23 protein-coding genes and 1 pseudogene are annotated in these 25,541 nt (G+C 34.0%); 16 read left to right on the top strand and 8 right to left on the bottom strand.

Annotation, left to right across the window (positions count from 1 at the left end):
* The first annotated feature begins 60 nt into the window (after positions 1–60).
* From HS129_13235 to HS129_13225, 3 genes are all read left to right on the top strand, one after another.
* Positions 61–3,213, top strand: a complete 3,153-nt coding sequence (locus tag HS129_13235; protein ID MBE7413001.1) for a PAS domain S-box protein — start codon at positions 61–63, stop codon at positions 3,211–3,213.
* Positions 3,137–3,886 (top strand): tetratricopeptide repeat protein, encoded by a 750-nt coding sequence (locus HS129_13230; protein MBE7413000.1) that lies wholly within the window; start codon positions 3,137–3,139, stop codon positions 3,884–3,886. The genes HS129_13235 and HS129_13230 overlap by 77 nt, the downstream gene beginning before the upstream one ends.
* A gap of 517 nt (positions 3,887–4,403) precedes the next feature.
* Positions 4,404–4,868 (top strand): DUF1564 family protein, encoded by a 465-nt coding sequence (locus HS129_13225; GenBank protein ID MBE7412999.1) that lies wholly within the window; start codon positions 4,404–4,406, stop codon positions 4,866–4,868.
* 19 nt (positions 4,869–4,887) lie between these two features.
* Here HS129_13225 and gmd read toward each other — a convergent pair whose 3' ends face one another.
* The 3 genes from gmd to HS129_13210 all read right to left on the bottom strand — a co-directional run bounded on the left by gmd (position 4,888) and on the right by HS129_13210 (position 8,521).
* Entirely contained in the window at positions 4,888–5,910 is a 1,023-nt protein-coding gene (gene gmd, locus HS129_13220; GenBank protein ID MBE7412998.1) for a GDP-mannose 4,6-dehydratase, read from the bottom strand.
* Between the two features lie 80 nt (positions 5,911–5,990).
* A complete protein-coding gene (locus HS129_13215) occupies positions 5,991–6,653 on the bottom strand; it encodes a 1-acyl-sn-glycerol-3-phosphate acyltransferase (protein ID MBE7412997.1) in 663 nt (220 codons plus the stop codon).
* Between the two features lie 77 nt (positions 6,654–6,730).
* Positions 6,731–8,521, bottom strand: a complete 1,791-nt coding sequence (locus tag HS129_13210; protein ID MBE7412996.1) for a GHKL domain-containing protein — start codon at positions 8,519–8,521, stop codon at positions 6,731–6,733.
* Between the two features lie 29 nt (positions 8,522–8,550).
* On the opposite strand from HS129_13210, the gene rsgA reads away from it, so the two are divergent.
* A complete protein-coding gene (gene rsgA, locus HS129_13205; GenBank protein ID MBE7412995.1) occupies positions 8,551–9,522 on the top strand; it encodes a ribosome small subunit-dependent GTPase A in 972 nt (323 codons plus the stop codon).
* Between the two features lie 35 nt (positions 9,523–9,557).
* Here the strand turns inward: rsgA and metG are convergent, their stop codons facing one another.
* Positions 9,558–11,567: a methionine--tRNA ligase gene (gene metG / locus HS129_13200; protein ID MBE7412994.1), complete on the bottom strand. Its 2,010-nt coding sequence runs from the start codon at positions 11,565–11,567 to the stop codon at positions 9,558–9,560.
* Positions 11,568–11,615: 48 nt separating this feature from the next.
* Here metG and HS129_13195 point away from each other — a divergent pair.
* The 4 genes and pseudogenes from HS129_13195 to HS129_13180 all read left to right on the top strand — a co-directional run bounded on the left by HS129_13195 (position 11,616) and on the right by HS129_13180 (position 15,333).
* Positions 11,616–11,735, top strand: a pseudogene (locus tag HS129_13195) (YSIRK-type signal peptide-containing protein).
* Positions 11,736–11,929: 194 nt separating this feature from the next.
* Positions 11,930–12,808, top strand: a complete 879-nt coding sequence (locus HS129_13190) for a hypothetical protein (GenBank protein ID MBE7412993.1) — start codon at positions 11,930–11,932, stop codon at positions 12,806–12,808.
* Complete coding sequence (locus tag HS129_13185; protein ID MBE7412992.1) at positions 12,805–13,728, top strand: hypothetical protein; 924 nt, start codon at positions 12,805–12,807, stop codon at positions 13,726–13,728. The genes HS129_13190 and HS129_13185 overlap by 4 nt, the downstream gene beginning before the upstream one ends.
* Positions 13,729–13,782: 54 nt before the next feature.
* On the top strand, positions 13,783–15,333 hold the full coding sequence (locus HS129_13180; GenBank protein ID MBE7412991.1) for a glutamate--tRNA ligase: 1,551 nt from the start codon (positions 13,783–13,785) through the stop codon (positions 15,331–15,333).
* 229 nt (positions 15,334–15,562) lie between these two features.
* Here the strand turns inward: HS129_13180 and maf are convergent, their stop codons facing one another.
* Positions 15,563–16,117, bottom strand: a complete 555-nt coding sequence (gene maf / locus HS129_13175; protein MBE7412990.1) for a septum formation protein Maf — start codon at positions 16,115–16,117, stop codon at positions 15,563–15,565.
* Between the two features lie 48 nt (positions 16,118–16,165).
* Between maf and HS129_13170 the strand changes: the two genes are divergently transcribed.
* Both HS129_13170 and HS129_13165 read left to right on the top strand, forming a co-directional pair.
* Positions 16,166–17,083: a hypothetical protein gene (locus HS129_13170; GenBank protein MBE7412989.1), complete on the top strand. Its 918-nt coding sequence runs from the start codon at positions 16,166–16,168 to the stop codon at positions 17,081–17,083.
* Positions 17,058–17,300, top strand: coding sequence for a hypothetical protein (locus HS129_13165; GenBank protein MBE7412988.1), 243 nt, complete (start codon positions 17,058–17,060; stop codon positions 17,298–17,300). Before HS129_13170 ends, HS129_13165 begins: the two co-directional genes overlap by 26 nt.
* A gap of 3 nt (positions 17,301–17,303) precedes the next feature.
* Here the strand turns inward: HS129_13165 and HS129_13160 are convergent, their stop codons facing one another.
* Positions 17,304–17,513 carry a hypothetical protein gene (locus tag HS129_13160; protein MBE7412987.1) on the bottom strand — a complete coding sequence of 70 codons (210 nt, stop codon included), beginning with the start codon at positions 17,511–17,513 and terminating at the stop codon, positions 17,304–17,306.
* Between the two features lie 159 nt (positions 17,514–17,672).
* On the opposite strand from HS129_13160, the gene HS129_13155 reads away from it, so the two are divergent.
* From HS129_13155 to HS129_13140, 4 genes are all read left to right on the top strand, one after another.
* The gene (locus HS129_13155; GenBank protein ID MBE7412986.1) at positions 17,673–17,900 is read left to right on the top strand and encodes a hypothetical protein; all 228 of its coding nucleotides are present in this window, start codon (positions 17,673–17,675) and stop codon (positions 17,898–17,900) included.
* The gene (locus HS129_13150; GenBank protein MBE7412985.1) at positions 17,900–19,705 is read left to right on the top strand and encodes a DNA mismatch repair protein; all 1,806 of its coding nucleotides are present in this window, start codon (positions 17,900–17,902) and stop codon (positions 19,703–19,705) included. The genes HS129_13155 and HS129_13150 overlap by 1 nt, the downstream gene beginning before the upstream one ends.
* Before the next feature lie 131 nt (positions 19,706–19,836).
* Positions 19,837–20,646, top strand: coding sequence for a hypothetical protein (locus tag HS129_13145; GenBank protein ID MBE7412984.1), 810 nt, complete (start codon positions 19,837–19,839; stop codon positions 20,644–20,646).
* Between the two features lie 239 nt (positions 20,647–20,885).
* Entirely contained in the window at positions 20,886–21,698 is an 813-nt protein-coding gene (locus HS129_13140; GenBank protein MBE7412983.1) for a hypothetical protein, read from the top strand.
* 90 nt (positions 21,699–21,788) lie between these two features.
* On the opposite strand, the gene HS129_13135 is transcribed toward HS129_13140, so the two are convergent.
* Together HS129_13135 and HS129_13130 are read right to left on the bottom strand one after the other, a co-directional pair.
* A complete protein-coding gene (locus HS129_13135; GenBank protein MBE7412982.1) occupies positions 21,789–22,034 on the bottom strand; it encodes a hypothetical protein in 246 nt (81 codons plus the stop codon).
* A gap of 37 nt (positions 22,035–22,071) precedes the next feature.
* Complete coding sequence (locus tag HS129_13130) at positions 22,072–22,899, bottom strand: hypothetical protein (protein MBE7412981.1); 828 nt, start codon at positions 22,897–22,899, stop codon at positions 22,072–22,074.
* A gap of 94 nt (positions 22,900–22,993) precedes the next feature.
* Between HS129_13130 and psd the strand changes: the two genes are divergently transcribed.
* Together psd and HS129_13120 are read left to right on the top strand one after the other, a co-directional pair.
* Positions 22,994–25,219, top strand: coding sequence for a phosphatidylserine decarboxylase (gene psd / locus HS129_13125; protein MBE7412980.1), 2,226 nt, complete (start codon positions 22,994–22,996; stop codon positions 25,217–25,219).
* A complete protein-coding gene (locus tag HS129_13120; GenBank protein ID MBE7412979.1) occupies positions 25,216–25,515 on the top strand; it encodes a DUF971 domain-containing protein in 300 nt (99 codons plus the stop codon). The genes psd and HS129_13120 overlap by 4 nt, the downstream gene beginning before the upstream one ends.
* Positions 25,516–25,541: the final 26 nt, after the last annotated feature.

Here is a 25,541-nt window from a genome sequence, read left to right as displayed (position 1 = left end):
ACTTTGTCTTTACTATTTTTGCTATAGAGCATCTGATAGGGGTTATCCTAAGGATATAAAATGGATACGGAAAACATTAGTCGATTGAATTCTTTGACAAGGGAAGAATTGGAAAATCTCTACCTCAAGAAAGAACAGCAATATTTATCAGAAAAAGAATCTCTTCAAGAGAAAAACCAATCACTTGTCAACCTAATCGAAAATGTTTCTTATGGCTCATTTATATACCGAACAAAAAAAGACGGAACTTCCCACTTTGAATATCTGAATAAGCGTTGCATTGAGATTACAGGGGTCGATCCAGAATTAGTATTGTTAGACGGTAAGAATTTATTTCAATACATACTTCCTGAAGACTATGATAATTTTTTAGAAAAAAGTAAAGAATCTATTCTTGAAAAAAAAACCATTCTTTGGAAGGGAAGGCTTCTGAAAAATGAGAAGACCCGTTGGATTCAAGTAGAGTCTTTCCCTAATTTTCAAACTAATGGTGATGTGTTATGGAATGGGTTTATTTATGATATTACTGAGCGTAAAAAAATTGAAGAAAGCGTTAAAATTAATGATTCCCAGTTAAATTTTGCCAATACAGTCGAAACTATTTTATTAGTTTTGGATCGAGATGGAATTGTAACTACAATCAATAAACAAGGTTGTGCTATCTTGGGTTATCCTGAAGAAGAAATTCTTGGAGAATTTTGGTTTCAAAAATTTTTGCCTAAACCGGATGAAATGGAAAAAATTTATCCTTTATTTCTTGAGTTTATGTCGAGCGGCAAAGAAATTCAGATGGAATATTTTGAAAACCAAATAGTTAATAGTTCAGGAGAGATCAGACTAATTGCATGGCACAATATCGTTTTAAGAGACGAGAAAAAAAATATAATAGGGATTCTGTGTTCTGGAGAAGATATTACAAATAGAAAAAAAATTGAAGAAGAGATTGTAAAAGCTAAAAATTTTTCAGAGTCTATAATTGCGAGCTTACCGGGAATTTTCTATGTAATCGATCAAAATGGAAAGTTTTTAAGAGTGAACAATCAATTTTTAAATATCACCGGATACACAGAAGAAGAAGTCGATCTTATGCATCCTTTGGATTTTTTTACAAATAGTGAAAAGCAACTTTTAACAGAGAGGATTCAAGAAGTTTTTGAAAAGGGTAAATCGAATGTAGAAGCAAATATGTTGTTGAAAAATGGAAATACAATACCGTATTTCTTCACAGGCTATCGCGCCGTGATAGACAATCTACCACTTCTTATCGGAGTTGGAGTAGATATTTCCGAACGTAAAAAAGCAGAAGACGAACTACAAAAAAGTGAAAAAAAATTCAGAAGGCTATTTGAAAAATCTACTGATGCTCTTACTATTGTGGAAAATGAAACATTCATAGATTGCAATCAGTCAACAGTTGACCTATTAGGATTTAATACCAAGGAAGAGATCATATCCTTGCACCCATCGCAGGTCTCACCCAAGTTTCAACCGGATGGAGAATTATCTTCCGAGAAAGCCCAAAAGATGATGAGGCTCACATTTCAAAAAGGTGCTCATCGTTTTGAGTGGGTTCACAAAAGAAAAAATGGAGAAACAGTTTATACTGAAGTACTGCTTACTTCGATTTCAGAAGATCCAAATAAAAGGCAGCTGTACACAGTATGGAGAGATATTACTGACAGAAAAAAAGCAGAAGAATCGCTCGCAGAAGAAAGAGAAAGGCTTTTAGTCACACTGAAAAGTATTGGTGATGGAGTAATTACTACAGACGTTTCTGGAAATATAATTCTTATGAATAGTGTAGCCGAAGAGTTATGCGGTTGGTCGCTAGAAGAAGCAAAAGGAAAACCACTTCCTGAAATATTTCGTATTATTCATGAGTTTACCCGTGAGGTATTTGAAAGCCCGGTTAGTAGAGTCTTGAAAACCGGAAGTATTGTAGAGTTAGAAAATCATACAGTGCTGATTTCAAGGAATGGGACAGAAAGAGTGATAGCAGATAGCGGTTCACCGATTAGAAATCAGAAGTCAGAAATTATCGGAGTTGTTCTTGTTTTTAGAGATATGACCGAAAAACATAAAATGCAAACAACAATTCAAAGATCAGCTAAGTTAGATTCTCTCGGTGTATTGGCTGGTGGAATTGCGCATGATTTTAATAATCTTTTAAGCGGAATTTACGGAAATATTGATCTTGCTTTGGAAAATTCAAACGACAAAAGAAATATTGCATATTTGAATAAAGCCATAGGTACAATAGATCGAGCAAAGGGACTAACGTCCCAATTATTGACATTTGCAAAAGGAGGCTCCCCTGCACGAGAGATTACACAAATTGTCCCCTTTTTAAAAAAAACAATCCTTTTTGCATTGAGTGGCTCAAATGTATCTTGCTTATTTCAAATCGAAGAAGGACTTTGGAATTGCAATATCGACAAACACCAGATTGCTCAAGTATTTGATAATATTGTTATCAATGCAAAACAGGCAATGCCTTTTGGAGGAAAAATTGAAGTCATCGCAGAAAATATTAAAATCGCTGAAAAAAAGGGAAATTTAGAAATTGAATTGGGAGAGTATGTAAAAATTTCTATTAAGGACTATGGTCATGGAATGTCCAAGAAAACTCTCTCTAAAATATTTGATCCTTACTATACCACTAAAGAGGGTGGGCATGGTCTTGGACTTGCAACTTGTTATTCAATAATAAACAAGCACGAGGGAAGTATTGATGTAGAATCTGAAGTTGGGGTTGGTTCGATTTTCCATATTTACTTACCTGCTGAAAAAAGCATCAAATCAGAGAAAAAGTTACAAGACGATGAGAGTAAACCAGATGCCGGTGTAATACTTATTTTGGAGGATGAAGATACGTTAGGCGAAATCATGACGTATATGATCGGCTCCTTGGGTTATACTGTAATTTGTAAGAAAGATGGACAAGAAATAATAGATTACTTCCAAAATGACCTAAACAGGGATAGAAAAATAAAAGGAATGATATTAGATATTACGATCCCAGGTGGAATGGGTGGAAAAGAGGTTATCCCTGTAATACGAAAATTAGATCAAATTATTCCTGTTTTTATAATTAGTGGTTATACAGAAGATATGGTAATGACTAACCCTTGGGGATATGGATTTACTGCAAGTATTTCTAAGCCATTTACTAAAAGAGAATTGTCTGATATACTTTCAAAGTACGTTCGATGAAATGACTCAATCTGAAGAATTTGAAGAAAACATTAACTCCATAGAAGATATAAAATTTTATGAAGATTTAGAAAAAGTACAAACCTTAATCTTTGAGCAATTTGATCCTAAAAGAGCTTTAAAACTTTTAGAACTTTTGATTTCTCAAAAGCCAGAGGAAATCAGCCTTTGGATTAATAAGGGAAACGCATACTATATTTTAAAGGATAAAAATGAAGCCGAGAAAGCATGGCTGAAATGTTTAGAGCTGGATCCGAAGTGTAGCGAGGTTTATGAAAAACTTGCTGGTTTAAAAAAAGATAAAAAGCAATATTTTGAAGCCTTGAATTTTTTAGAAAAGGCATTTCAATTTGGAGAAGAAAAAGACCCGTACCTCTTGCACTTAAAAGGGCAACTGCATTGTCTTCTTGGAGATTCGCCTACAGGGAAAATTTTTCTTGAAGAAGCTTTGAAGATTTTAGAATATGAAAGAATTACTTGTGAGGATAAAGCAGAAAACAGCTACAGGTTGGCTTGCATACATTCACTTCTCGGAAATTCAAAAAAATCTTTAGAATATTTACAAGAATCTGTTGAGTTAGATAATTTGTATATATATTCTGCAAAGTATAACTCTGATTTTCATTCATTAAAATATAACAGAGCCTTTCAAATATTAGTCAATTGTGTCTGATAGTTTTTTTGCTTTCGCATTTAGTACAGACTTTACACTTTTCGTGCTAAAATGTGGGATCTCCACTCTTTTCAGTATAGTGCATGTTTTATACCAATTGTTCACCTTTTCTGCACAAATGTGGAAACTCCAATTCGGAGGACTGATAACGGAAGTCTGAGGTCGGAAATAGTGGAGGTAGAATCTTTGCAAATACGTTTATCTTTTAGGATGAGGTTTTGAGCTTTAGTAGAGTTTTTGAAATTTCGCGTTTAGTGCAGATTTTGCACTTTTCGTGTGAAAATGTGGGATCTCCACTCTTTTAAGCAAAGTGCATGTTTTATACCAATTGTTCACCTTTCACGCAAAAATGTGGGAACTCCATAGTTTTCGGTGGATTACGCATTTAGTGCAGATTTGGAATTTTTTATGTAAAACTGAAGAAAAAATTTCTAAAAAACGATAAAATTTTTTTTCTACAGCAAACTTTTTTTACCTTATAAAGAAGAGCAGAAAAATTTACTTTAAGGAGAAATTTATGAATCCACAAAAATATGTAGAAACCCAATCGAGTTTGCTTGTTCCAGCAAAATATATGGACGAGTTCAATAGAAGAACAACGGGTTTTTCGAGACGAAAATATTTGCACGCATTGCTGAACAGATACAGAAATGTGATTCTTTGGGGGACTTTTGAGAAAATGGATAGAGTAAAGAAAGCGTATCAAGAAGTCGGACAAAATTTGCAGAAGAAGAATTTTACCCCGAATAACGAGGACTGGATTGAGCTTGGCATTCTTGCAGATTGGCTCGGTACCACAAAGACCGCTCTTTTTACTCTTCTTTTGGTGCTTGATCTTGCCGAATGGGACATAATTCTCCCCAGTCGGTTCTTCGAGAGTGGAGTTCCCACCCTGGTAACCACGATTGCGGGTGGATCTTATCTTTCCAAGAGAAAAACGACCCGCTACAATAGGCTGATAAGACACAAACCCGACGAATAAGAAGAAAAAACTTATCGCCTCAAAACTCAATACCGTAAACCTTGCAATCTGCACGGGTCATAATTTCAACGAGTTCAGGGAATTTCACCTTTGGCTCCCAGCCTAACTTTTGCTTTGCTTTTAAAGGATTACCGAGAAGCTGTTCTACTTCTGTGGGTCTATAATGCCTCGGATCAATTCCAACAATAGTTTTGCCTGTAGCTTTATCAATTCCAACTTCTTTTGAACCACTTCCTTGCCATTCTATTTTTACTTTAACATGGGAGAATGACAATTCTACAAACTCTCGAACTGAATGCATTTCATTTGTTGCGATTACATAATCATCTGGCTCCGGTTGCTGTAACATCAGCCACATCATATTTACATAGTCAGGAGCATACCCCCAATCTCTTTTCGCGTCTAAATTTCCTAAAAGGAGAACATCTTGTTTGCCGGCTTTGATTGCAGCTACAGCTCTTGTAATTTTCCTTGTTACAAAAGTTTCGCCTCTTCTTGGTGATTCGTGATTAAATAAAATTCCATTAGATGCATGCATTCCAAATGCTTCTCTGTAATTTACCACAATCCAGTAAGCATAAAGTTTTGCTACTGCATAAGGTGATCGTGGATAAAAAGGAGTTTTTTCTGTTTGAGGAACTTCTTGAACCTTACCATAAAGCTCTGATGTAGAGGCCTGGTAAAATTTAGAATTGATTCCTGTTTCTTTAATTGTATCTAAAAATCGAATTGTACCTACAGCGTCCACCTCTGCTGTATATTCAGGCACTTCAAAAGATACACCAACGTGAGATTGAGCAGCTAAATTATAAATCTCATCTGGTTTCACTTTATCCATTAACCTACTGAGATTACTCGAATCAGTTAGGTCTCCATAATGCAATTTTAGTTTTGGATTTCCACTTAAGTGGTCGATTCTGGCACGGTTAAAAAGACTCGCTCTTCTTACAATTCCGTGTACTTCATACCCTTTTTCAAGAAGTAATTCTGTTAAATAAGAACCATCCTGACCGGTGATTCCTGATATTAATGCTTTTTTCATAAAAATAAATCTCTTTCAAAGAAGAAATTAAACATAGTAAATATTACAAGTAGAAAATCATAACAGGAAGATCAATTTTTTTAAATTTGTTGTAATTTTAATAAATTCAATTGAGTTCTTACTGACTCAACAATGGAATAATTGGACTCGCTCGATAGAATTGGTTTACCGATTCTTATTTCAGGTTTTTTATTCAAATTGTACGCATCAATATAAACAGGCAAAATAGGCAAGTTATATCTTTTACTCAATACTGCCATTCCAGAGTGGAGCTTTCTGGATTTTCTAAACCCTCTAAACCAAGTACCTTCAGGGAAAATTCCTATCCAATAGTTTTGTTTGATTTTAGTTTTCATGTCTTGGATAGTTTCCTTGTCATTTTCTTTTCTATTTACGGGAATTAAGTCTATGGAGCGAATAATTCCTTTTGTAATTGGTGCTTTGATTTTATTTTGAATCCATTTTGCCTTTTTTGTTTTAGCGATTCCAAGCGAGTCGTAGCTTGTCAAAGCAGTCACTTTGATTCCAAACTTCAAAAACATTTTTCTTAATATATATGCGTCATACGGCATCGATAAAGCTCTTACAAGTTTTCCTCTTCTCGGTTTGATATGATTAGAAACTACTATAAAAGATTGGTTCTTTAAATCATGCAAAATTTGTGTATTTATATAAATACATTTTTTATTACCATAAATTTGTCTGAGAGGTTTAACAATGAACCATAATAGAAAAAATCCCATTGTTCTTCCAATAATATACGCCATAATACTTCCTCTTGCTAATAGGATAAAAAATTATCGAAAAAGTTGCAAAAAAGTTAGCTTGCTGATTTCATGGGAATCAAAATTTTAAAGGTAGTTCTGCCGGGAATTGAAGATACTGAAATTTTTCCTTTGTGCTTATCAATAATTCCTTTTACGATTCCGAGCCCTAAACCGGAGCCTTCTCCTTGGTCTTTTGTAGTAAAAAAAGGATCCCAGATTTTTTCTCGAATATCCAAAGGGATACCGGGCCCACTGTCTTCGATTTCAACACAAGCAAACCCATTTTCTGAAAAGCACCTAAGGATCAACTTGCCCTTTCCCTTCATCGCTTGAACTGCATTTGTGATAAGATTTGTCCATACCTGATTCAATTCATCGAGGTTGCATGGGACTCTTGGAATATCAGAGTATTGTCTTTCTATATCAACTCCGTGTTTCATTTGACTATTCAAAATAATTAATGTATTCTCAATCCCTTCAGTCAAATCTGCATCGGCAAAACTGGCTTGGTCTAAATGAGAATAGTATTTGAGGGCTTTTACAATTCTAACAATATTCTTAATAGCAAACTTTATATTTTTTAAATTCCTATAAACCCCTGACATATTTTTTAATAGCTCAAAGATTTCTTTACCACCTTCCTTTACTACCCTCGCCATATAATCTTCTTTATCGTTAAAATTTCTGTCGATTAAAAAAGTCGCAAGATCGCTCGCAAGATTGTCTTCCAATCCCATGCCTCTATATTTTTCTTTTAAAGATTTTTTCATCTTAAATTTTTCTTTTGAGTCGATAGGAATATTTTTTTCTTCACGTAAGAGTTTTAAAAGTACGAGTTCAAATTTCCGTCTAAGTTTTCTGTTTGTTGCAATTAAATCCAAATCGCTCAAATGAGACACTATGTACGACATATTTGCATCTAAATTGTCTGCACTCCCATTGATCACACCGGATGGAGTATTAATCTCGTGTGCTATCCCTGCAACCATCACACCGAGAGAAGCCATTTTTTCAGACATGATTAGTTGAGATTGCGCCTCCTCTAATTCTCTGGTTCTCTCTTTTACTTTTGTCTCCAAGTTTTCCGTAAGTGCAGTCAATCTCTCATAAAATATCGCATTGGATAAAGCCATAACCGAAACAGACTTAATCTCATATAACCTTTCCCAATCTTTTTGAGAAAGATCGCTGCTATCAGTTTTATCACCAAGGATCAACATTCCGATAAGGCTGTTGTTTAAAGTTAAAGGAACAATTACTTTGGCACCTACTCTATCAAAAAAATCCAAAGCACTTTGATTTTCTTTAGATTCGATTGAGGAAAAATTATTCTTAGAATAAATTCCATCGTGATCGGTAATCCATAAAATAAAAGGGTCATAGACATAGAATTTGTAGTCTGTATCCTGATCAGAAGGATAAGGTATGAACGCACCTTTATCTTCTTCCCATAAAAAAATTCTGGATTTAGTAACCTTGTATGTGTGGATAATAAATTCGCTGATCGTATAACAAATCTTTGCAGGAATATTGATACTCAATAGTTCATTTTTTAAACTATCGAGAGCAGAAAGATATTTTACGTATTCAAGGTTTTCTTCTTTGGAGTCCAAAATTCTTTTGGCTCTGATTTTTCCTCCTCGACTTTTTGCCACAATAAAAAATATTCCAATTGTAGAAAAAGAAAATATAATTAGTGCCTCAATAGCCGATTCTAAATAACCGGAAGAAAGTTGAAAAATCAGTTGAATAAAATACAAAAGTAAAAATTCTAACACAGATAAACCGAATAAAATAAATAGGGTTGACTTTCTGATCAAAGGAAATTTAAAAAAAGATTTCATTCTGGGATAAGTTACGACAAATAGAAAAAATGGTCAAAGAAAAATTTTTGATTTCTAAAATTTATGGAGCTTATTATGAAATTTATTCTCCAACACTCGGCAAAAAAAGAGCTGTTCTTAGAGGAAAATTTCGTCTTGAAAATTCCAAAGAAAGACACCCTTTTGTGGTTGGGGACAAAATTTTAGCAATACCATCATCCGGGGATGAATGGGTCATAGATAAATTAGAAGAAAGAAAAAACTTTCTAATACGAAAGAGTGGTTTAAACGACTCTCATGTTCTGTGCTCCAACGTAGATCAAGTAGCTATTTTTGCATCCCTAAAAGACCCGGAGACAAAAGAAGGATTTATAGACAGAGCCTTGATCGCCTCAGGGAAGGCCGGCATTCCTGCAACAATAGTATTCACTAAGTCTGACTTAGTTTCTGAAAACGATTATAAAAAAATTCTTTCTATTTATAAAAATTCTGGTATAGACACAATGGCTGTATCAGTGTTTAATATTTCTTCTTTGGAAAATTTCCGAAAAGTATTGGAAGGGAAAGTTACATTCTTAGTGGGTAATTCAGGTGTAGGGAAATCCACGATCTTAAATAAATTTTTAGACAACAATTTTCAAATCACTGCGGAGATCAGTTCGAGCACTGGAAAGGGACGACACACTACTACAAATTCTAATTTAGTTCCTTTGTCGTTCAATACATTTCTTATTGATTCGCCGGGTGTAAAAGAATGGGGACTATTGCATTTAGACGAAAAAGATGTAATTCAAAATTTCCCCGGGGCAAAGAATTTTATGGATTCTTGCGAAGAAATAAACTGTTGCACTTTAAAAGGTGAATGTAAAATAATGAAATTTTTTGAAAGTGATAGTTTCTCCGAAAATAGAAAAAAAAGTTTGGAATCTATCTTAGAAAGCCTTTCTATCGAAAGTTCATCCCAATACAAACAAGACAGCTTTAACAAAGGAAAAAAGAAAGAACGATTACGTAAAAGATAACACAAACAATAAAACTATACGTTAGACGCTATAGCCTATTTCAACAAATCCCCCGGATTGGCTTCTCGATGCGGAACAAAAAGGGACAAGGATTCATCTTTTCCAGAAGCCAATAGCATCGCTTCAGAAACTCCAAATTTCATTTTTCTTGGCTCAAGGTTTGCAACAACAACGACTTTTAATCCGATCAGATCTTCCGGTTTATAAGAAGATTTGATTCCGGCAAAAATATTTTTTATCCCCTTTTCTCCAAGATCAACCTTTACATTGATTAGTTTGTCTGCACCTTCAACGTGATTTGCTTCTTTGATTTGTCCGACTCTTAATTCTACTTTTGATAAATCGTTAATTCCTATTAGACCTATACCGGTTTCTGGTTTTTCTGTTTTAGTTGATGTAGTTTGAGTAGTTTGTTTACTTTCTTCTATCATGGCTTGTATCGCTTTTTCGTCCACCCTATTGGTTAAAATTTCGTATTTTGAAATAATTCTGTTTTCGACTACGCTATGAATCTCTGAAAAAGAAATTTCTGCATTTTCATTTAGAAAAGAAAAAACCTTTTTTGATATATGAGGTAAAACAGGATACAAAAAGATTGCAATTACCTTCGCACAATTTAATGCGTTAGTTACCACCTCTCTCGTTTTCTCGATATCCGTTTTAATAAGATTCCAAGGAGTTTTGTCGTTAATATATTTATTTACAATATCTCCCGCTTTTGCGATTTCTTTCATAACCTTTGAATAATTTTTATCTGAATAGGCACTTCGAATTTCGCTTTCTTTGGATTGGATTTCTTTCAATAAAGAATAACCTTCTTCAGAAATTTTCCCAACCCTTCTATCTAATTTATCGAGTATTGTAGTCCCTACTCTAGAAAGTATATTGATAAAATTTCCTACAAGGTCTGAATTGACTTTTAATACAAAGTCATCAAAACTCAAGTCCAAATCTTCCAAACCATTAGAAAGCTTTCCGGCAAGATAAAATCGAAGGTGTTCCGGGCTAAGATATTTTAGGTAGGTACTCGCTTTGATAAAAGTACCTCTCGACTTAGACATCTTCTCTCCATTTACGGTTAAAAAACCGTGAACGTTTACTGTGCTCGGTGTTTTGTAATCTGCACCCATTAGCATAGCAGGCCAAAAAAGTGCGTGAAAATACAAAATATCCTTTCCTACAAAATGAATAATTTTCCCTTCACCGGTTTTCCAGAATTCATCAAACTTTTTCATATCCTTTGCAAAAAAATTTCCGGACGATGCCATATAACCGATAGGCGCATCCATCCAAACATAAAAATATTTGTCTTTCTCTCCGGGAATTTCAAATCCAAAATAAGGTCCATCGCGGGAAATATCCCACTCTTGAAGTCCTTGGTGAAACCACTCTAAAAGTTTATTTTTCACTCCTTCGTGAACATGGTCAGGATTATTAATCCATTCAAAAAGTTTATCTTGCAACTCTGGAAGTTTAAAAAATAAATGAGTTGAATGTTTTAATATCGGTGGAGTTCCGCATATCGCACATTTTGAATCGAGTAAATCTTTAGGTGAATAGTTTGACCCACAAACCTCGCATCCGTCTCCGTACTGATCAATTGATTTGCACTTCGGACAAGTTCCTCGAATAAACCTATCGGGCAAAAACATTTGGTCTTTTTTGCAATAGCTTTGCTCTATATCCTTTTTTGCGATATGCCCCTTTGCTTTTAGTTTATTGTAAATATCCTCAGAATAAAACTTATTTTCAAGAGAATTGGTAGAGTAGTAATTATTGTACTCAATAAGAAACCCGGTTAAGTCCCTGTAGTGTTCGCTTTGAATTCGATTGACTAATTCTTCTGGAGAGATTCCTTCTTTTTTTGCTGCAATCATCACAGGAGTTCCATGAGTATCGTCTGCACAAAAAAAATAGCACTCGTTCAGAATAGATTTTTGAAACCTGACCCATATATCGGCTTGAATACCTTCTAATAAATGTCCTAAATGGATTGGACCATTGGCATAAGGAAGGGCGGTAGTCACTAAAAACTTTTGTTTCATAGAGTATAAATACACTAAAAATATCTTTGTAATTTTTTTCTATTCGGAAAAAAGAAATCATTCTATACTATAAGAAAATTTTCTATTGGAATAGTATCCCATAAAAACCAAGGGAAATACCGACAGAGTTTATACCCTCTCTGCCCGCTTTCATTGCAATTTATCTGAAATTTTTTCCAAAATAAAATAAAATTCAGGTAGTCTTGCCGGAAAAGAAATATATCCTGCAATATAGTTTCCAAAAATAGAGATTGTACTTGGACAAACATATTACCGTGACTACTCCTATAATTATAAGTCTGATCATTTTTATCGTAGTTCAAATTTTGCTTTCGGGTCCTATTCTCCAGAAAATTTTAAATATGCTTTTTTTTCGATATATCCACTTTCAATGGAAGTCCACCGGATTTGTATTGCCGTTTTTTTATTTTTCTGCAAAAGACATACGCTTAGAGTTTACCGGTTACAATATGTCTGACCTTGTTCATATCGAAGGAAAAAAATTATCTGGTTGGATAAACCCTCTTTATCTATTCATTGGTCGATTACACTTGAATTCTGTTATTATGTCCGGATTTAAAATGAGATACCTGAACAGAGTGTCTTCTTATAAAAAAATTCGATACCTTCCAAAAAGAGGGTACGTTAAGATTCAAAATTCTATCTTAGAAAATTCAGAAATTTTCATAGAAGACCAGACAATGACCCCTCATTACAAATTAAATCTTTCTGATATACAGATAAATGGTTTGAATATGGATGCAGGTACACCGATTGATTTGCTGTTTCAATCCAAAAGCGGGTATTGTAAAATTGCATCGGGAGAATTGAGAACAGAATTATTTTTAAAAAAAACTGGAAGAATTTCTCTTTCGGGAATCACTTGGGGAGAATTGTCCGGCTTAAAAATAATTCCCATAAAATTGCTAGAAAAAAAGGTAGATTTAAAAGCAGAATTTTTCCATGAAAGTAGAGATTCCATGTTAGTGTCCGGTGAGCTTGCAAGAATTCCAAAAGAGCTAACCGATGCCAACTCACCAATCAATGAACAAGGAAATTTTCCTTTTCAATTTAATGTTGCATGGAATGAATACGCACTGCCTTATGACATGGCATTCCGTAAATTGATTAGTCAAATATTAAAAGGAGTTCTTGTTCGTGGAGTGATAAACTTTGCTATTACAAAAGTAACTCGTGGGATCTTTGAAATGTTTCGATTGAGAAAAGATAAAAATATATGAAAATATATATTCTCATTATCGCTCTATTTTCTTTTTCCTGTATATCCGAAACAGAAAAAGATACATCTTCTGTTAAAAACCTTTTCCCCGATGGAAACCAAGTTTATTTTACTAAGTCAGGATTTAAAAATTTTTCCGGGTACTTTGATACAAAATTTAAAAAGGACAGCCCCTATCGCCAAGAATGGGAGAATGAATCCGGGTTCGTAAAATTTTTACTTTTCTCCTTTGAAAATAATAAAATTCAAGTTAAAGAAATTGAAGTTTCTATTTTTTCATATTCAGATAAGTTTCTAAAATCAGTTGAATCCAGTTTTCCAAAAAATGCTCCCAGAAAATATAAAGTTACGGAAATCATTCGATCTGGGAAAGGGGAAGAAAAAAGAAACCCGTCAGGAATACAAGTAGATTACGATACATACAATATTCGCGAATACGAAGGAGATGACTTACAACTTGTAATCCAAAATTTTTCTCAAAAAAAAGAAACCCCTATTCATTACAAAGAAACAATGTTTTACCTGAAATTAAAAGACGGAACTTTGTGGAAAGGATTAGAATTTATCACTAGAAAAAATGGAGATCTAATGGTTTGGAAAAATTCTCAAGGTGGAACTTCTACTGATTATGCTTATACGGAATTCTCTCCCAATAAAAATATAATTGAATATTCAAAAATTTCTTCTTACTCTGACTTTAAGTACAAGCCATTACCGAACGACGACAATTATATTTCCGGATGTACTCTTTTTTTAGATGGACACATATATTATTTTTATTCTCCGTTAAGTAAAGAAGAAATTCTGAAAAAAATAGATTCTAAACATGATGTATTTCGTCATTCCGATGAATATACAATTCAAAGAGAATCATTTAAAAATTATTATCCGTTTTTTCTAATTAAAAATTATTTAGAATAGCTTATGAAAAATTCGTATTGTAATGCCACAAATTAAAAAAAGTTTAGAGGATTTATGAGTAAAGAAGTTAGAACAAGGTTTGCTCCTTCACCAAGTGGATTTTTGCATGTGGGAGGGGCGAGAACAGCTCTTTTTAATTATTTGTACGCAAAGTCTAATGGTGGAAAATTTATTTTAAGGATCGAAGACACAGATCAAGACCGATCCACACAAACTTCTTTTGACTCAATTGTAGAATCTATGAAATGGCTTGGACTAAAATGGGATGAAGGACCGGAAGTAGGCGGGCCTTACGGACCTTATAAACAATCAGAAAGAATTTCTATCTATAAAAAATATACTGAAAAGTTACTAACTGAAAATAAAGCCTATAGATGTTTTTGTACTACAGAAGAATTAGAAGCAAAAAAGAAACATTCCGAGGCAATGGGAGTCCCAAATATTTATGATGGACTTTGCTCTGGAATGACTGAGTCAGAAATTCAAACAAAACTTGATAACGAAGTTCCTTATTCGATTCGATTTCGTACTATTGCAAAAACTTTAATAGTAGGCGATCTTATTCAAGGAAAAGTAAAATTTGACACAAAATTAATAGGAGACTTTATCATTGTAAAGTCTGACGATTTTCCTTCGTACAATTATGCAGTGGTGATTGATGACTACTTGATGAAAATTTCACATGTTATTCGAGGTGTTGGTCATCTGTCAAATACTCCAAGACAAGTCTTAATCCATGAAGCACTTGGAATGGATATTCCTGAGTATGCTCATGTTTCTGAAATCGTAGGCTCAGACGGAAAAAAACTTTCTAAAAGAGCAGGTGCTACTTCCATTTTAGCTTTTAGAGATTTGGGCTATCTTCCAGACTGCTTTGTAAATTATATGTCTTTACTCGGCTGGACTTCTGAGGATGGACAGGAATATATTGAAAGGGAAAAATTAGAAAAAATCTTTGATGTAAATAGGTGCTCCAAATCCCCTTCTATGTTTGATGTTTTTAAAAAATCAGACGACAAAGATCAGAAAGATTTTAATTCGCTTGCTACCTCTGAGCTTGCTGAGTATTTAAATCCAAAATCAAAACTGAATTGGCTATCCAACAAATTTATCAGAGATTCAAAAATTAAATTTATATCAGAAATGGTATTGCCGTATATTCAGAGCGACAATACAATTCCAAACGAAATCAAAAATGCAAATAACGAAACATTAAAATCAATATTGGAATCTATTCGAGTCTATCTTGACAGGTTGTCTGATGCTCCTCCCTATATTTCTGAATTTTTTAATAATTCAATATCAACCAAAGACGAAGAAACTAAAAAAATGATTTTAGAAGGGAATGGAGTAAAAGTTATAAAAGAGTTTTATCTACTTCTTAAAAAAAACAAACCTACTACTGTCGAAGACTATAAAGAGCTAATGGCAGAAACCGGAAAAATTTCAGGAGAGAAAGGAAAACTTTTGTTTATGCCGATTCGTGGGTGCACAACCGGTAAACTTCAAGGGTTAGAGTTACCTGTTCTTTTCTCTCTTTTGGGCGTAGACAAAATTTTACAAAGAATTGAATCTATCTGTAAAGAGCTATCCATTCAGCTATAATATGCCCAAAGTAGTGCTTTTTTATGTGGGACTCCACCTATTTTGGCAGATTTCGCTATTAATACAAATTCTACACTTTTTCCGCAATAATGTGGGAACTCCATCTATTTCGGTAGGTTTCGCTATTAATACAAATTCTACACTTTTTCCGCAATAATGTGGGAACTCCAATCTAAAAGATTCGATATCTGGGGATTATGTCTTTAAGACAACTACTACGAAGTAGGGGTTAAAGAAATTCTGACCAAAGAGAGTGGTATTTTAAAAAAGTTCTAAACGGAAAGCCTAAAACATTAGAAAAAGAGCCTTGAAAGCTTAAAACAGGACTGCACTTATCTTGAATCCCGTAAGAGCCGGCTTTATCTAAAGGATTAGTGACTTTAATATAGTTTTCAATTTCTTCAATCGACCATTTCTTCAATTCTACAAATGTTTTGTCCAAATCAAAATAAAGATTTCCTTGTTTAAAAATACCCAGCCCGGAATATACTTGATGAGTTTTCCCATTTAGTTCCATTAGGGTATTTTTAGCAGTTTGAAAATTTAATGGCTTAGGGAAAATCTTATTTTCCCAAACTACAATTGTATCTGAAGAGACAAGAGTTTGGGAATATGTCGCATTTATTGATTCTAATTTTGCGATTGTAATTCTTTTCAGATATTCCATACAATCTTCTTCAGGCAAAACAGATTCATCTATTGAGGAAGGCGAAACTTGAAAACGTAAACCAATATCCCGAAAAATTGAAATTCTTCTGGGTGATCCGGATTTTAGTATTAACAAAAAAAATTCCTTTACTCAAATAAATAAATCGAATTTAGTACAAATACTATGAGAAATTTTGCAATCCTAATATTGATTTTACCTTTTATGATATTTGCACAGGACAAACCGGACTCTTCCAATGAAAAAAAAGAGGAAACCAAGGTAAACAGTGCTGACTCCAAGCCGATGAAGCATGAATCTGGAGACGTGACAATTAATCCTTATGATGTCAGCGAAGGATTTAAGCAATCCAACTATAGAAATCTCAGTAAACTCAAAATATCTATGATGAATCATGGTACTACAGATAAGTTTAATAAATTAATGGTAGGGTATGTCGATGCCTCTTCTTCGTTTCAGGAACGACAATTTCTTGCTGCAAGAAAAAAGTTTGAACAGAATGCAAAAGAAATTAAAGAAGAGTGCAAATCTACTTCAGAAAAATACAAATCTACATATTCCAAACTTGCCAAAGATGCTTCTAAATTAGCTATTGAGAGAAAAATCAATCCTGAAGCAGGAAGCTCTGCAAATTTAAGTTCTGTTTTAGAAACCCACATGAACAATGCCCTCCAAACCGGAGGAATTGCTGAAGACCTTCTCAACTATAACCCTTGCGACAGTATTTCTGTTTATCGTAATTCTATTTTTCAATTCTTGATGATATACTACACTATCAATAAAGATAAAAATCGGTACCTCACTGCAAAAGAAAGATTAGAAAAAAATCTTTTAATTGATGACGATTACATTCCTGCCGAATATATTAAAGACTATGACGATTCATTGGAATCTATTTCTGTCAATAGAGAAAAAGCTCGTGAAAAAGACAGAGAAGAAGTTAAAAAAATGATATCTCTTCGTTATGGAGAAACAAAAGCAAAAGATCAATCGGGGAAAAATCCGACAAATGAAAAACCTTCTCAGACCTCCACCGATAATAAAACTGAAACTAAAGATGAGAAACCTAACGATAAAAAGTAGCCTTCTTGGGTTAATTGCACTATCTTTTTTCTATTGCAACAAGAAGTATCTTAACGAAGAATTGGATGAATGCGATCCCGTCAGCAATCTTTATGAAGATGGAACTCACTATATCCGAAGAGAGCTTGTGACTGATGAGGGAGTTCTCGACTATCACAAGCTCTTAGAAAGCTCCAAACAAAAAAATTCCAGATGCTACCCAATAAAGAAAGATTAACTTTTAGTCTTTAGAGAATTGCTCTTTTTGTGATTTTTTCGATAGATGTTTATCTCTTATTTTTTCAAGTTTTTGCATTTGCTTGTCGTCCAACAAGTTTCTGGCATATAGACCAAAAAAAGGTAATTGGGACTCGTTTACTAAATTTGCTGAATTTATCGGTATTTTTAAAAATGAGCTTTTCAACTCAAGATTCATTTCCTCATAATACATTTCTGCCTCCGTGCAACTTTCTATATTTTTCGGGAAAATCCTTCATCCTTGAAGAATTTCTTCTTTCCCTGATAGTACTATCGTTATAATAAAAAAATCCTTTAGCAAAAAAAAATCTTGTACTTTTTTTTTATTAAAAAATACTGTGATAAAAATCGTATGAAAATTCGTCTGATAAACAACACCGGAAAACGTCAGGGAAGATTTGTAGCTTATGATTATGGCACGGATCTTTTTGGTTACATCTATTTAGATAAGATCAAAGGTCGTGATAAAGGAAAACTCGTAGATAGTTGGGTAATGGAAGATTACATCAGCCTTATAAAATTATTGGATCTTGAGATTTATAAAAGAGAAACAGAAAACTACGAAAATGTAACCTGTTAATGAAAATCTTCCACCCGGAGACTGTTCTCGAAAGAAGAAAAGAAAAACTTCAAAATAAAGAACTCAACCTTAATCTATTTTTAAGAAAAATTTCCAGAATTCGATTAGGAATATTCATATCTTGTGTTGTATATTTTTCGATTTTATATTTTTCCAGAACTGAAAATTTCCTATATCAAGTTGGACTATTACCTCTTACAGGAATTTTTTTTTATTATGTTTTCCTATTTCAAAAAATTAAAAAATATAGAAATCGTTTAGCATCGTATTTGGAAGTTATCAAAAAAGAGCTGTGCAGAGCAAGACTCGATTTTAAAAATTTAAACAACAACACTGACTGGAAAAATTTCCCGAATAACATTTATCAAAAGGATTTAGATATTTTTGGTGATAGTGGACTTTTTCTGTATTTAGATACCACACAAACAGTCGAAGGAGAAAAAAAATTATTGGAGTCTTTACTTTGCATTAAGGACAGAAGCGAATCTGAAATCTTAGAAAGACAAAATAGAATACGAAAACTCACCCTAGAGAAAACTCTCACCTTGAAATACCTCAGACTTTGGAGAGATATTGAAAAAAAAGAAAACCACACAAAAGTAAAATTAACCGATCTGAATAAAAGTAGAAATTTCTTTTTTGAAAATAGAAAATTTCTTCAAATCAGCTATAAGATATTGTGTATTCTCTTCATTTCATCGGCTTTTGTCAATTTTGTTTTTAATATTTCGATTTTTACATCGAGTTTGTTCTTTTTTCAATTTTCATTATTCGTTTTTTTTCGTTCAAAACTATTAAACCATTTCAAGCCATATTACAACGTTTCAGAAAAAATCAAAACAATTGAAAAAGTTCTTACTTTTCTAATTCGAAAAAATATATCCTTAAACATATTAGAAAAATATTCTTTTGATGAAAAAGAAATTAAAAAATCCTTCCACAGTCTTTTTAAAATTATGAATAAGGTGTCGATTGTTCATTCTCCTTCTACGCATTTCTTACTGAATATTTTATTTTTGTGGGATTTTTGGTTAATAGACCAGTTGGATAATTGGCAAAAAAAATATTCTGAATCCCTGAAAATTTGGTCGGATACAATTATTTATCTTGATTCGATTCTTCCTTTTAGCCACTTCCATTTTCACAATCCGGAAAATAACTTTCCTCAAATTTCAGATTCGTATGAATCGATATCTGCAAAGAAAATGTCTCACCCTCTAATTCCAAAAAGTAAAAGAGTACAAAACGATTTAGCTGAAATTCATTTTGGTGAGATTGATTTAATAACTGGATCCAATATGTCCGGCAAGACTACCTATCTTAGAACCATTGGCATAAACAGCGTTCTTGCGTTATGCGGAAGCTCAGTCCCTGCCGAAAATTTTTGTCTGCCTCCGATTTCCATACTTACAAGCATAAGAAACGAAGACTCTCTAATTGATGGAATTTCATTTTTTTATGCAGAGGTGAAAAAAATTTCATCAATTTTGAAAAGCCTCAACAAAAATAAAAAAAGTTTAGTTTTATTAGATGAATTATTAAAAGGAACAAACTCCAGAGAAAGATTTATTGCCACTACGGGTATTTTAAAAAAATTGCAAGAGTACCGATCCATAAGTTTTGTAACCACCCACGATACCGAATTGGCAAATAATTTTAGCGGTTTACACCTCCACCATTTTAGTGAGATTATCGAAGACGGAAAAATGAATTTTGACTATAAAATCAAGGGCGGAGTCGTAAAATCCGGAAATGCTCTCAAAATTCTGGAATTTGAAGGATTGGATTTAGAATTTTCGCAATAGCATAGTCTTGCCACATCTTCACAAATTTGAAAAATTTTTGCCAAAAAATAAAAAATTTCTTTACAATTTAGTAAATTAGTCTAAAGTATGTCTGAAAGTCTAAGAGTAGGCTTATCTAAGAGGAGGCAAAAATGCGTAAATTCTATTTACTCATTTCGATTTTATTGTTTGTTTCCGGGTCTTTAATGGCTCAAAACAGAACAATTTTTGTTCACGGAAAATCAGGTTCCAATCATAATGGAACAGGTACAACTGATGTAAACAACTACTGGGGTGCATCTGCTAACACTGTTTCCGGAACTAAGTATTTTGTCGGTTACGACGGAACTACTGATCCAAGAACTTATGGAACTGCAAGAGCACAAACAAACCTTACTACTGTTCTAACCAACCAGTGTAAAGGTGCAAATTCTTGTAAGATTGTTTGCCACAGTGCTGGTTGCTACGCAACTGAGTATTGGCTTGCAAATCTTGGTGGAACTGCTGCAAGCAAAGGTTTCAATATAGTAAAAGTTACAGCACTTGCTGCTGCATCCGGTGGGTCTGAGCTTGCAAACACACTCAACTCATTTGTATTGAGCTGGGCAGGAAATGCAATGGATAAGTCCCTTGTAGTTTCTACTGCAAGAGCTGCATACAACCATAACAACACAGGCGGAGTTACAATTTACCAAGTTCCTGGTTACAAGGGAATGGCTGGTGCATCTGCAATTCTACCAGGTGAAGACGACTATGCGGTTGCTTACCACTCATCTTGTGCATACAGCACAGTTGGTGGAGTTGATAAATGCCAGAGTTCTTTGACTCAATCTGAAGGAATTTGGCCATTTAACAAAAATGTAACTTACACACAATACTCAGGACATACTAGAGCTCCTTCAGTTGGATCTTCAGGACTGTACTTGAATCATGGTGAATTAAAATCAGAAGGTTACAGATAGATATAAGATTTTCTAAGAGTCTGCGAGCGTAAAAACTCGCAGATTTTTTTTATATAAATCTTGAATTATGTCTCTTCAATAAAAAACTACCTCTTTCCTTTTTTAAATTCTTTTACCATATTTTTGATTCAGGATTATAAAATTTTTGACAAATTTTAAAAAAAAGCTATACAAATATTTTAAATAGTCTATAATTAGTATTAGTTCAGAAATGGACTTCATATATGAGGAGAAAAAAAATGCGTAAAATAACTTTACTCGTTTCTATTTCGTTCCTGATCGTTTCCGGGTCTTTAATGGCACAAAACAGAACAATTTTTGTTCACGGAAAATCAGGTTCTAATCACAACGGAACAGGAACAACCGATGTAAACAACTATTGGGGTTCTTCTGCAAACACTGTTTCTGGAACTAAGTATTTTGTCGGTTACGACGGAAAAACAGATCCAAGAACTTATGGAACTGCAAGAGCACAAACAAACCTTACTACTGTTCTAACCAACCAGTGTAAAGGTGCAAATTCTTGTAAGATTGTTTGCCACAGTGCTGGTTGCTACGCAACTGAGTATTGGCTTGCAAACCTTGGCGGAACTGCATCCAGTAAGGGTTTCAATATTGTGAAAGTTACAGCACTTGCTGCTGCATCCGGTGGGTCTGAGCTTGCAAACACTCTCAATACTTTCATATTGAGCTGGGCAGGAAATGCAATGGATAAGTCCCTTGTAGTTTCTACTGCAAGAGCTGCATACAACCATAACAACACAGGTGGAGTTACAATTTACCAAGTTCCAGGTTACAAAGGAATGTTTGGTGCATCTGCAATTCTTCCAGGTGAAGACGACTATGCGGTTGCTTACCACTCATCTTGTGCATACAGTAAAGTTGGTGGAGTTGATAAATGCCAGAGTTCTTTGACTCAATCTGAGGGAATTTGGCCGTTTAACAAAAATGTAACTTACGCACAATATTCAGGACATACAAGAGCACCTTCGGTTGCAGCGTCAGGATTATACAAAGATCATGGCGAGTTAAAATCAGAAGGTTACAGATAGTTTAAACTTTCAAGCCTGCGGGGTTTACTCGCAGGTTTTTATTTCTCTCTAATCCACTATTGTTCAAATACAACAACTCGATTATAAAAATTAAACTTTATTAAAAATCATTTCTCTGAATTCTTCTAAGATTTCTTCATTCCCACAAAACATAAGCTCGATTTGATCCTTATCGAGGTCATACATTACTGGGGTTTTCAGAAAGTCGGTAAATTCAGCACTTGAAAATTTCTTTTTATCGTAGCTTTCTTTTAAAAAATTGTACCAAGCAGATAAGATAATCTTTAGGTGGGGTAATTCTTTGATTGAAATTGTAATAACTTTTTCAGTAGCCATAATAACTTGCAATATTATGGAAATCTATAATGATATGTCAAATAGAAAATCTACCCATACAAGAAAAATATAACACTGCACTCCCCACAAAAAAATCCAATCTTCTGGTCGCGGCATTGTACCATAGATAATTATCAGAATAGTCAGACTGGTTGATCGAGTTCACTTTTCCTTCTTTATTTATGAAAAAAGAATTGGATTTACCGTTTAAGCTACCCGAAAAAGAAGGTACTGAAGAAAAATTAAGAGCAATTCCAAGCTGAAAAATAAGTGTATCTGTAATTTTTTTATTTAGAGAGCCTTCCATTTTATACTGCATTCCTGATCCGGATAAATACCCTTTTTGGTTTTGAAACTCGCTATTTGAAAAAGCATAACCCGTAGTCTTCCAATTGGTTTGATTGACACCTATCCCAAGCCCCCCCTCAATAAATACATGTTTAAAAACCCACTCCGTATGATACGTTGCGACAAAATAATTCGTAGATATGTGAAAATTCAACACGGTTACATACCCGTCCGATGCGATTTCAGTCATTCGGAAATTTTCATATTGGTTATAACCGTAAGCAAAACCAAATTTTACATTCGGCGACCACCTTCTTCTAAAAAAAATTTCCCCGTTTGCCAAGTTTTGGAATCCGGATATGCTTAAATTAGTGTATATGTTTGGAGCGTCGTAAGTTCTGAAATTTTTCAGATTTTCGTCAAATCTTTCCCTGCCTTTTCTTCCGGTTCCAAGACGAAAACCAAATTCAAAATCGTTTTTTTCTATTTTGTCCGGCTCATCCGAATACAGAGAAGAAAAAAATAGAAAAAATGAGCAAAGAAATATAGAAAATAACTTCTGTATAGGGTTTGACATGGCTAACCAAGTCAAATTTTATTGAAGAGATAAATTCTCATCCATTAAATTTTTTTTAATTTAGGGAAATTTTTGAGAAAATCAGTGAGAAATGATGGCAAATAGTAAAAACTTTTTTCTTTTAGGCAACGATATAATCAATCCTTATTTCCTTCTCGTAATTTTCTGTGGAATCTATTTGACAATTCGTTTAAAATTTCCTCAATTTCGATTTTTTTTCTTAGCATTTAAAATTTTTTCAGGAATTTTAGACAACAAAGGTTCAAAAGGGCAACTTGTTCATTCTCAGGCATTTTTTGCCGGCACTGCTTCTTCACTTCTATTGGGAGCCATTATTGGATCTGCCGTGGCCTTGACCATCGGTGGGATTGGAGCTTTATTTTGGATATGGATTGGCTCTATTTTAATTATGCCGATTCGATTTGTATCATCCACTATGGCGATCAAGTTCAGAACGAAATTACCCAGTGGAAGATATTTAAGCGGCCCTATGTATTTTATAGAAAAAGCACTAAAAGCAAAATGGCTCGCGGTTTTATTTTCTCTAGGTAGTATTCTGGCTGTTTTATTTATGGGAGGTGTAGTTCCCACTTTGACAATGACTCACATTTCAAATAATGCATTTGGAACAAAGGGAATGTTTATTCCTATTCTTGTTTCTGCAATTCTCATCTACGTGTCCCTTGGAGGAATTCGCAGGGTCGGGAAAATGGCCGGATTTTTAACCCCAATCGGTCTAGTACTTTTCTTTTTTAGCTATTTTATTCTTTTTAAAAGCGACTTCATTCCGTTTTCGTCATTCTTATCCATAGTTTTCCATGAAGCTTTTCAATCGAGTAGTATTATCTTAGGTGGTGGGTTTATTACAATAAAAATGATAAGCGAGTCATTCGGTGCGTATTGCATGATCACCGAAGTAGGTGTCGGAAAAAGTGCCGGAATCTCCGGAGTTGTTAGGACTGATTCTCCTGTCAAACAAGGCCTTGTCAGCATGTTATCGTCTTTTTTTGAAGGGATGATTGTATCTACTTTAGTATTTTATCTATTAGTGTCGTCTAACGCACTTTCTTTTGATTCCCAGATGAATTTACTTTCCTCCATACTTGTTCGTTCTGATGAATTGGCTGGCTTTCTATTCAACTCATCTTTGTTGATCTTTGGATTGGTTGCGATTTGTGGTTGGTTCTATACGGGAGAGCAAAGCTCAACTTATATATCGGGAGAAAAATTTGCCAATTTTTTTAGAATTTTTTTTGTAGGGTTGATCTTGTTTGTCAGCTATACCTTTCTCCAAAAGGGAAATGAAATTTTCTATTACTCGTTCAACTTTGGCTTACTTATGGTAATTTCTTCCGCAATCCCGGTTCTTGTTTCCTTATTACTACTTACCAAATCGGCTTCTTACGAATTGAGCAAATTTATTTCAGAGAGTGGAACTCGATATGAAATATTTAAGGACTTTTATATTTTATTATTATCCATGCTGCCAAAGAATTTTTTATCTAAATTTTTTGGAGCCTTGACTTATATAAGACTCCCAAGATTTATGATGATTCCGATTTTAAAAGCATTTGCCAAAATTTACAAAATCAATGTAAGTGAAGCCGAATTGAATCTTGGAGAGTACAATTCTCTAAATCAATTTTTTACCAGAGCATTAAAAGCAGGCGCTAGAATTGTGGACTCTGCAGAAAATGCGGTAGTGTCTCCGGTAGACGCTCGAATTACAAGCTATGGAGATATTCAAGAGAGTACACTAATTCAAGCGAAAGGTCTTGAATACAGTTTGAAGGAGCTTTTAGGCTCAGATAAATATTTGGACTCATTTTCTAACGGCAAGTTTATAACATTTTACCTTTCTCCTCAAGATTACCACAGAATCCATTCTCCATTCTATGGAAAAATTTTAGGGTATTATTACGAGCCGGGTAAATTGTTTCCTGTAAACGATCTTGCAGTTCTTGGAATACGAGGTTTATTTCCAAAAAACGAAAGACTGATTACTTTCCTCCAAACAGAATACGGTAAGATTGCAGTAGTAAAAGTTGGAGCATCCAATGTGGGAAAAATACGTGTAACTTACGATAATAAAATTGTTACAAATTCTTGGCTTAGATTTTCAAAAGAAGTCGAATACAAGAATGTAGATATTCTGATCCAAAAAGGAGCCGAGCTTGGTAGATTTGAAATGGGCTCTACCGTGATATTGATATTTGAAAAAAATACTTTTAAAATGGCTGATCTAAAAAGAAATGAAAAGCAGACTTACGGAAGCACAATTGGATATTTTAAAGAAAAAAAGATGAGTTTACCAAAATGAAAAACCCGCTATCAACCATGCCTTTAGAGATTTCACACGATGCCGAAAATTTAAAAATTTCTTGGAAAGACGGAGTTGCCTCGAACTACAATCTTTTAGAATTACGAAAGAAATGTCCCTGCGCAAAGTGTAGGGGTGGTCATGGGGGGAATATTGGTGATGCTACTTCTCATATAAAAAAAATCACTCTCCTATCATGGAGGAAAATGGGGCGTTATGCACTGAGCTTTTCTTGGAGCGACTACCACGATTCCGGTATATACACCTTTGACTATTTAAGAGAATTAGGAGAATAAATTTTTTTCACATTATATTCTGTTGT

The sequence above is a fragment of the Leptospiraceae bacterium genome (genome assembly GCA_015075105.1).
Lineage (GTDB): Bacteria > Spirochaetota > Leptospiria > Leptospirales > Leptospiraceae > JABWCC01.
This window is presented reverse-complemented; position numbering and strand designations above follow the sequence as displayed.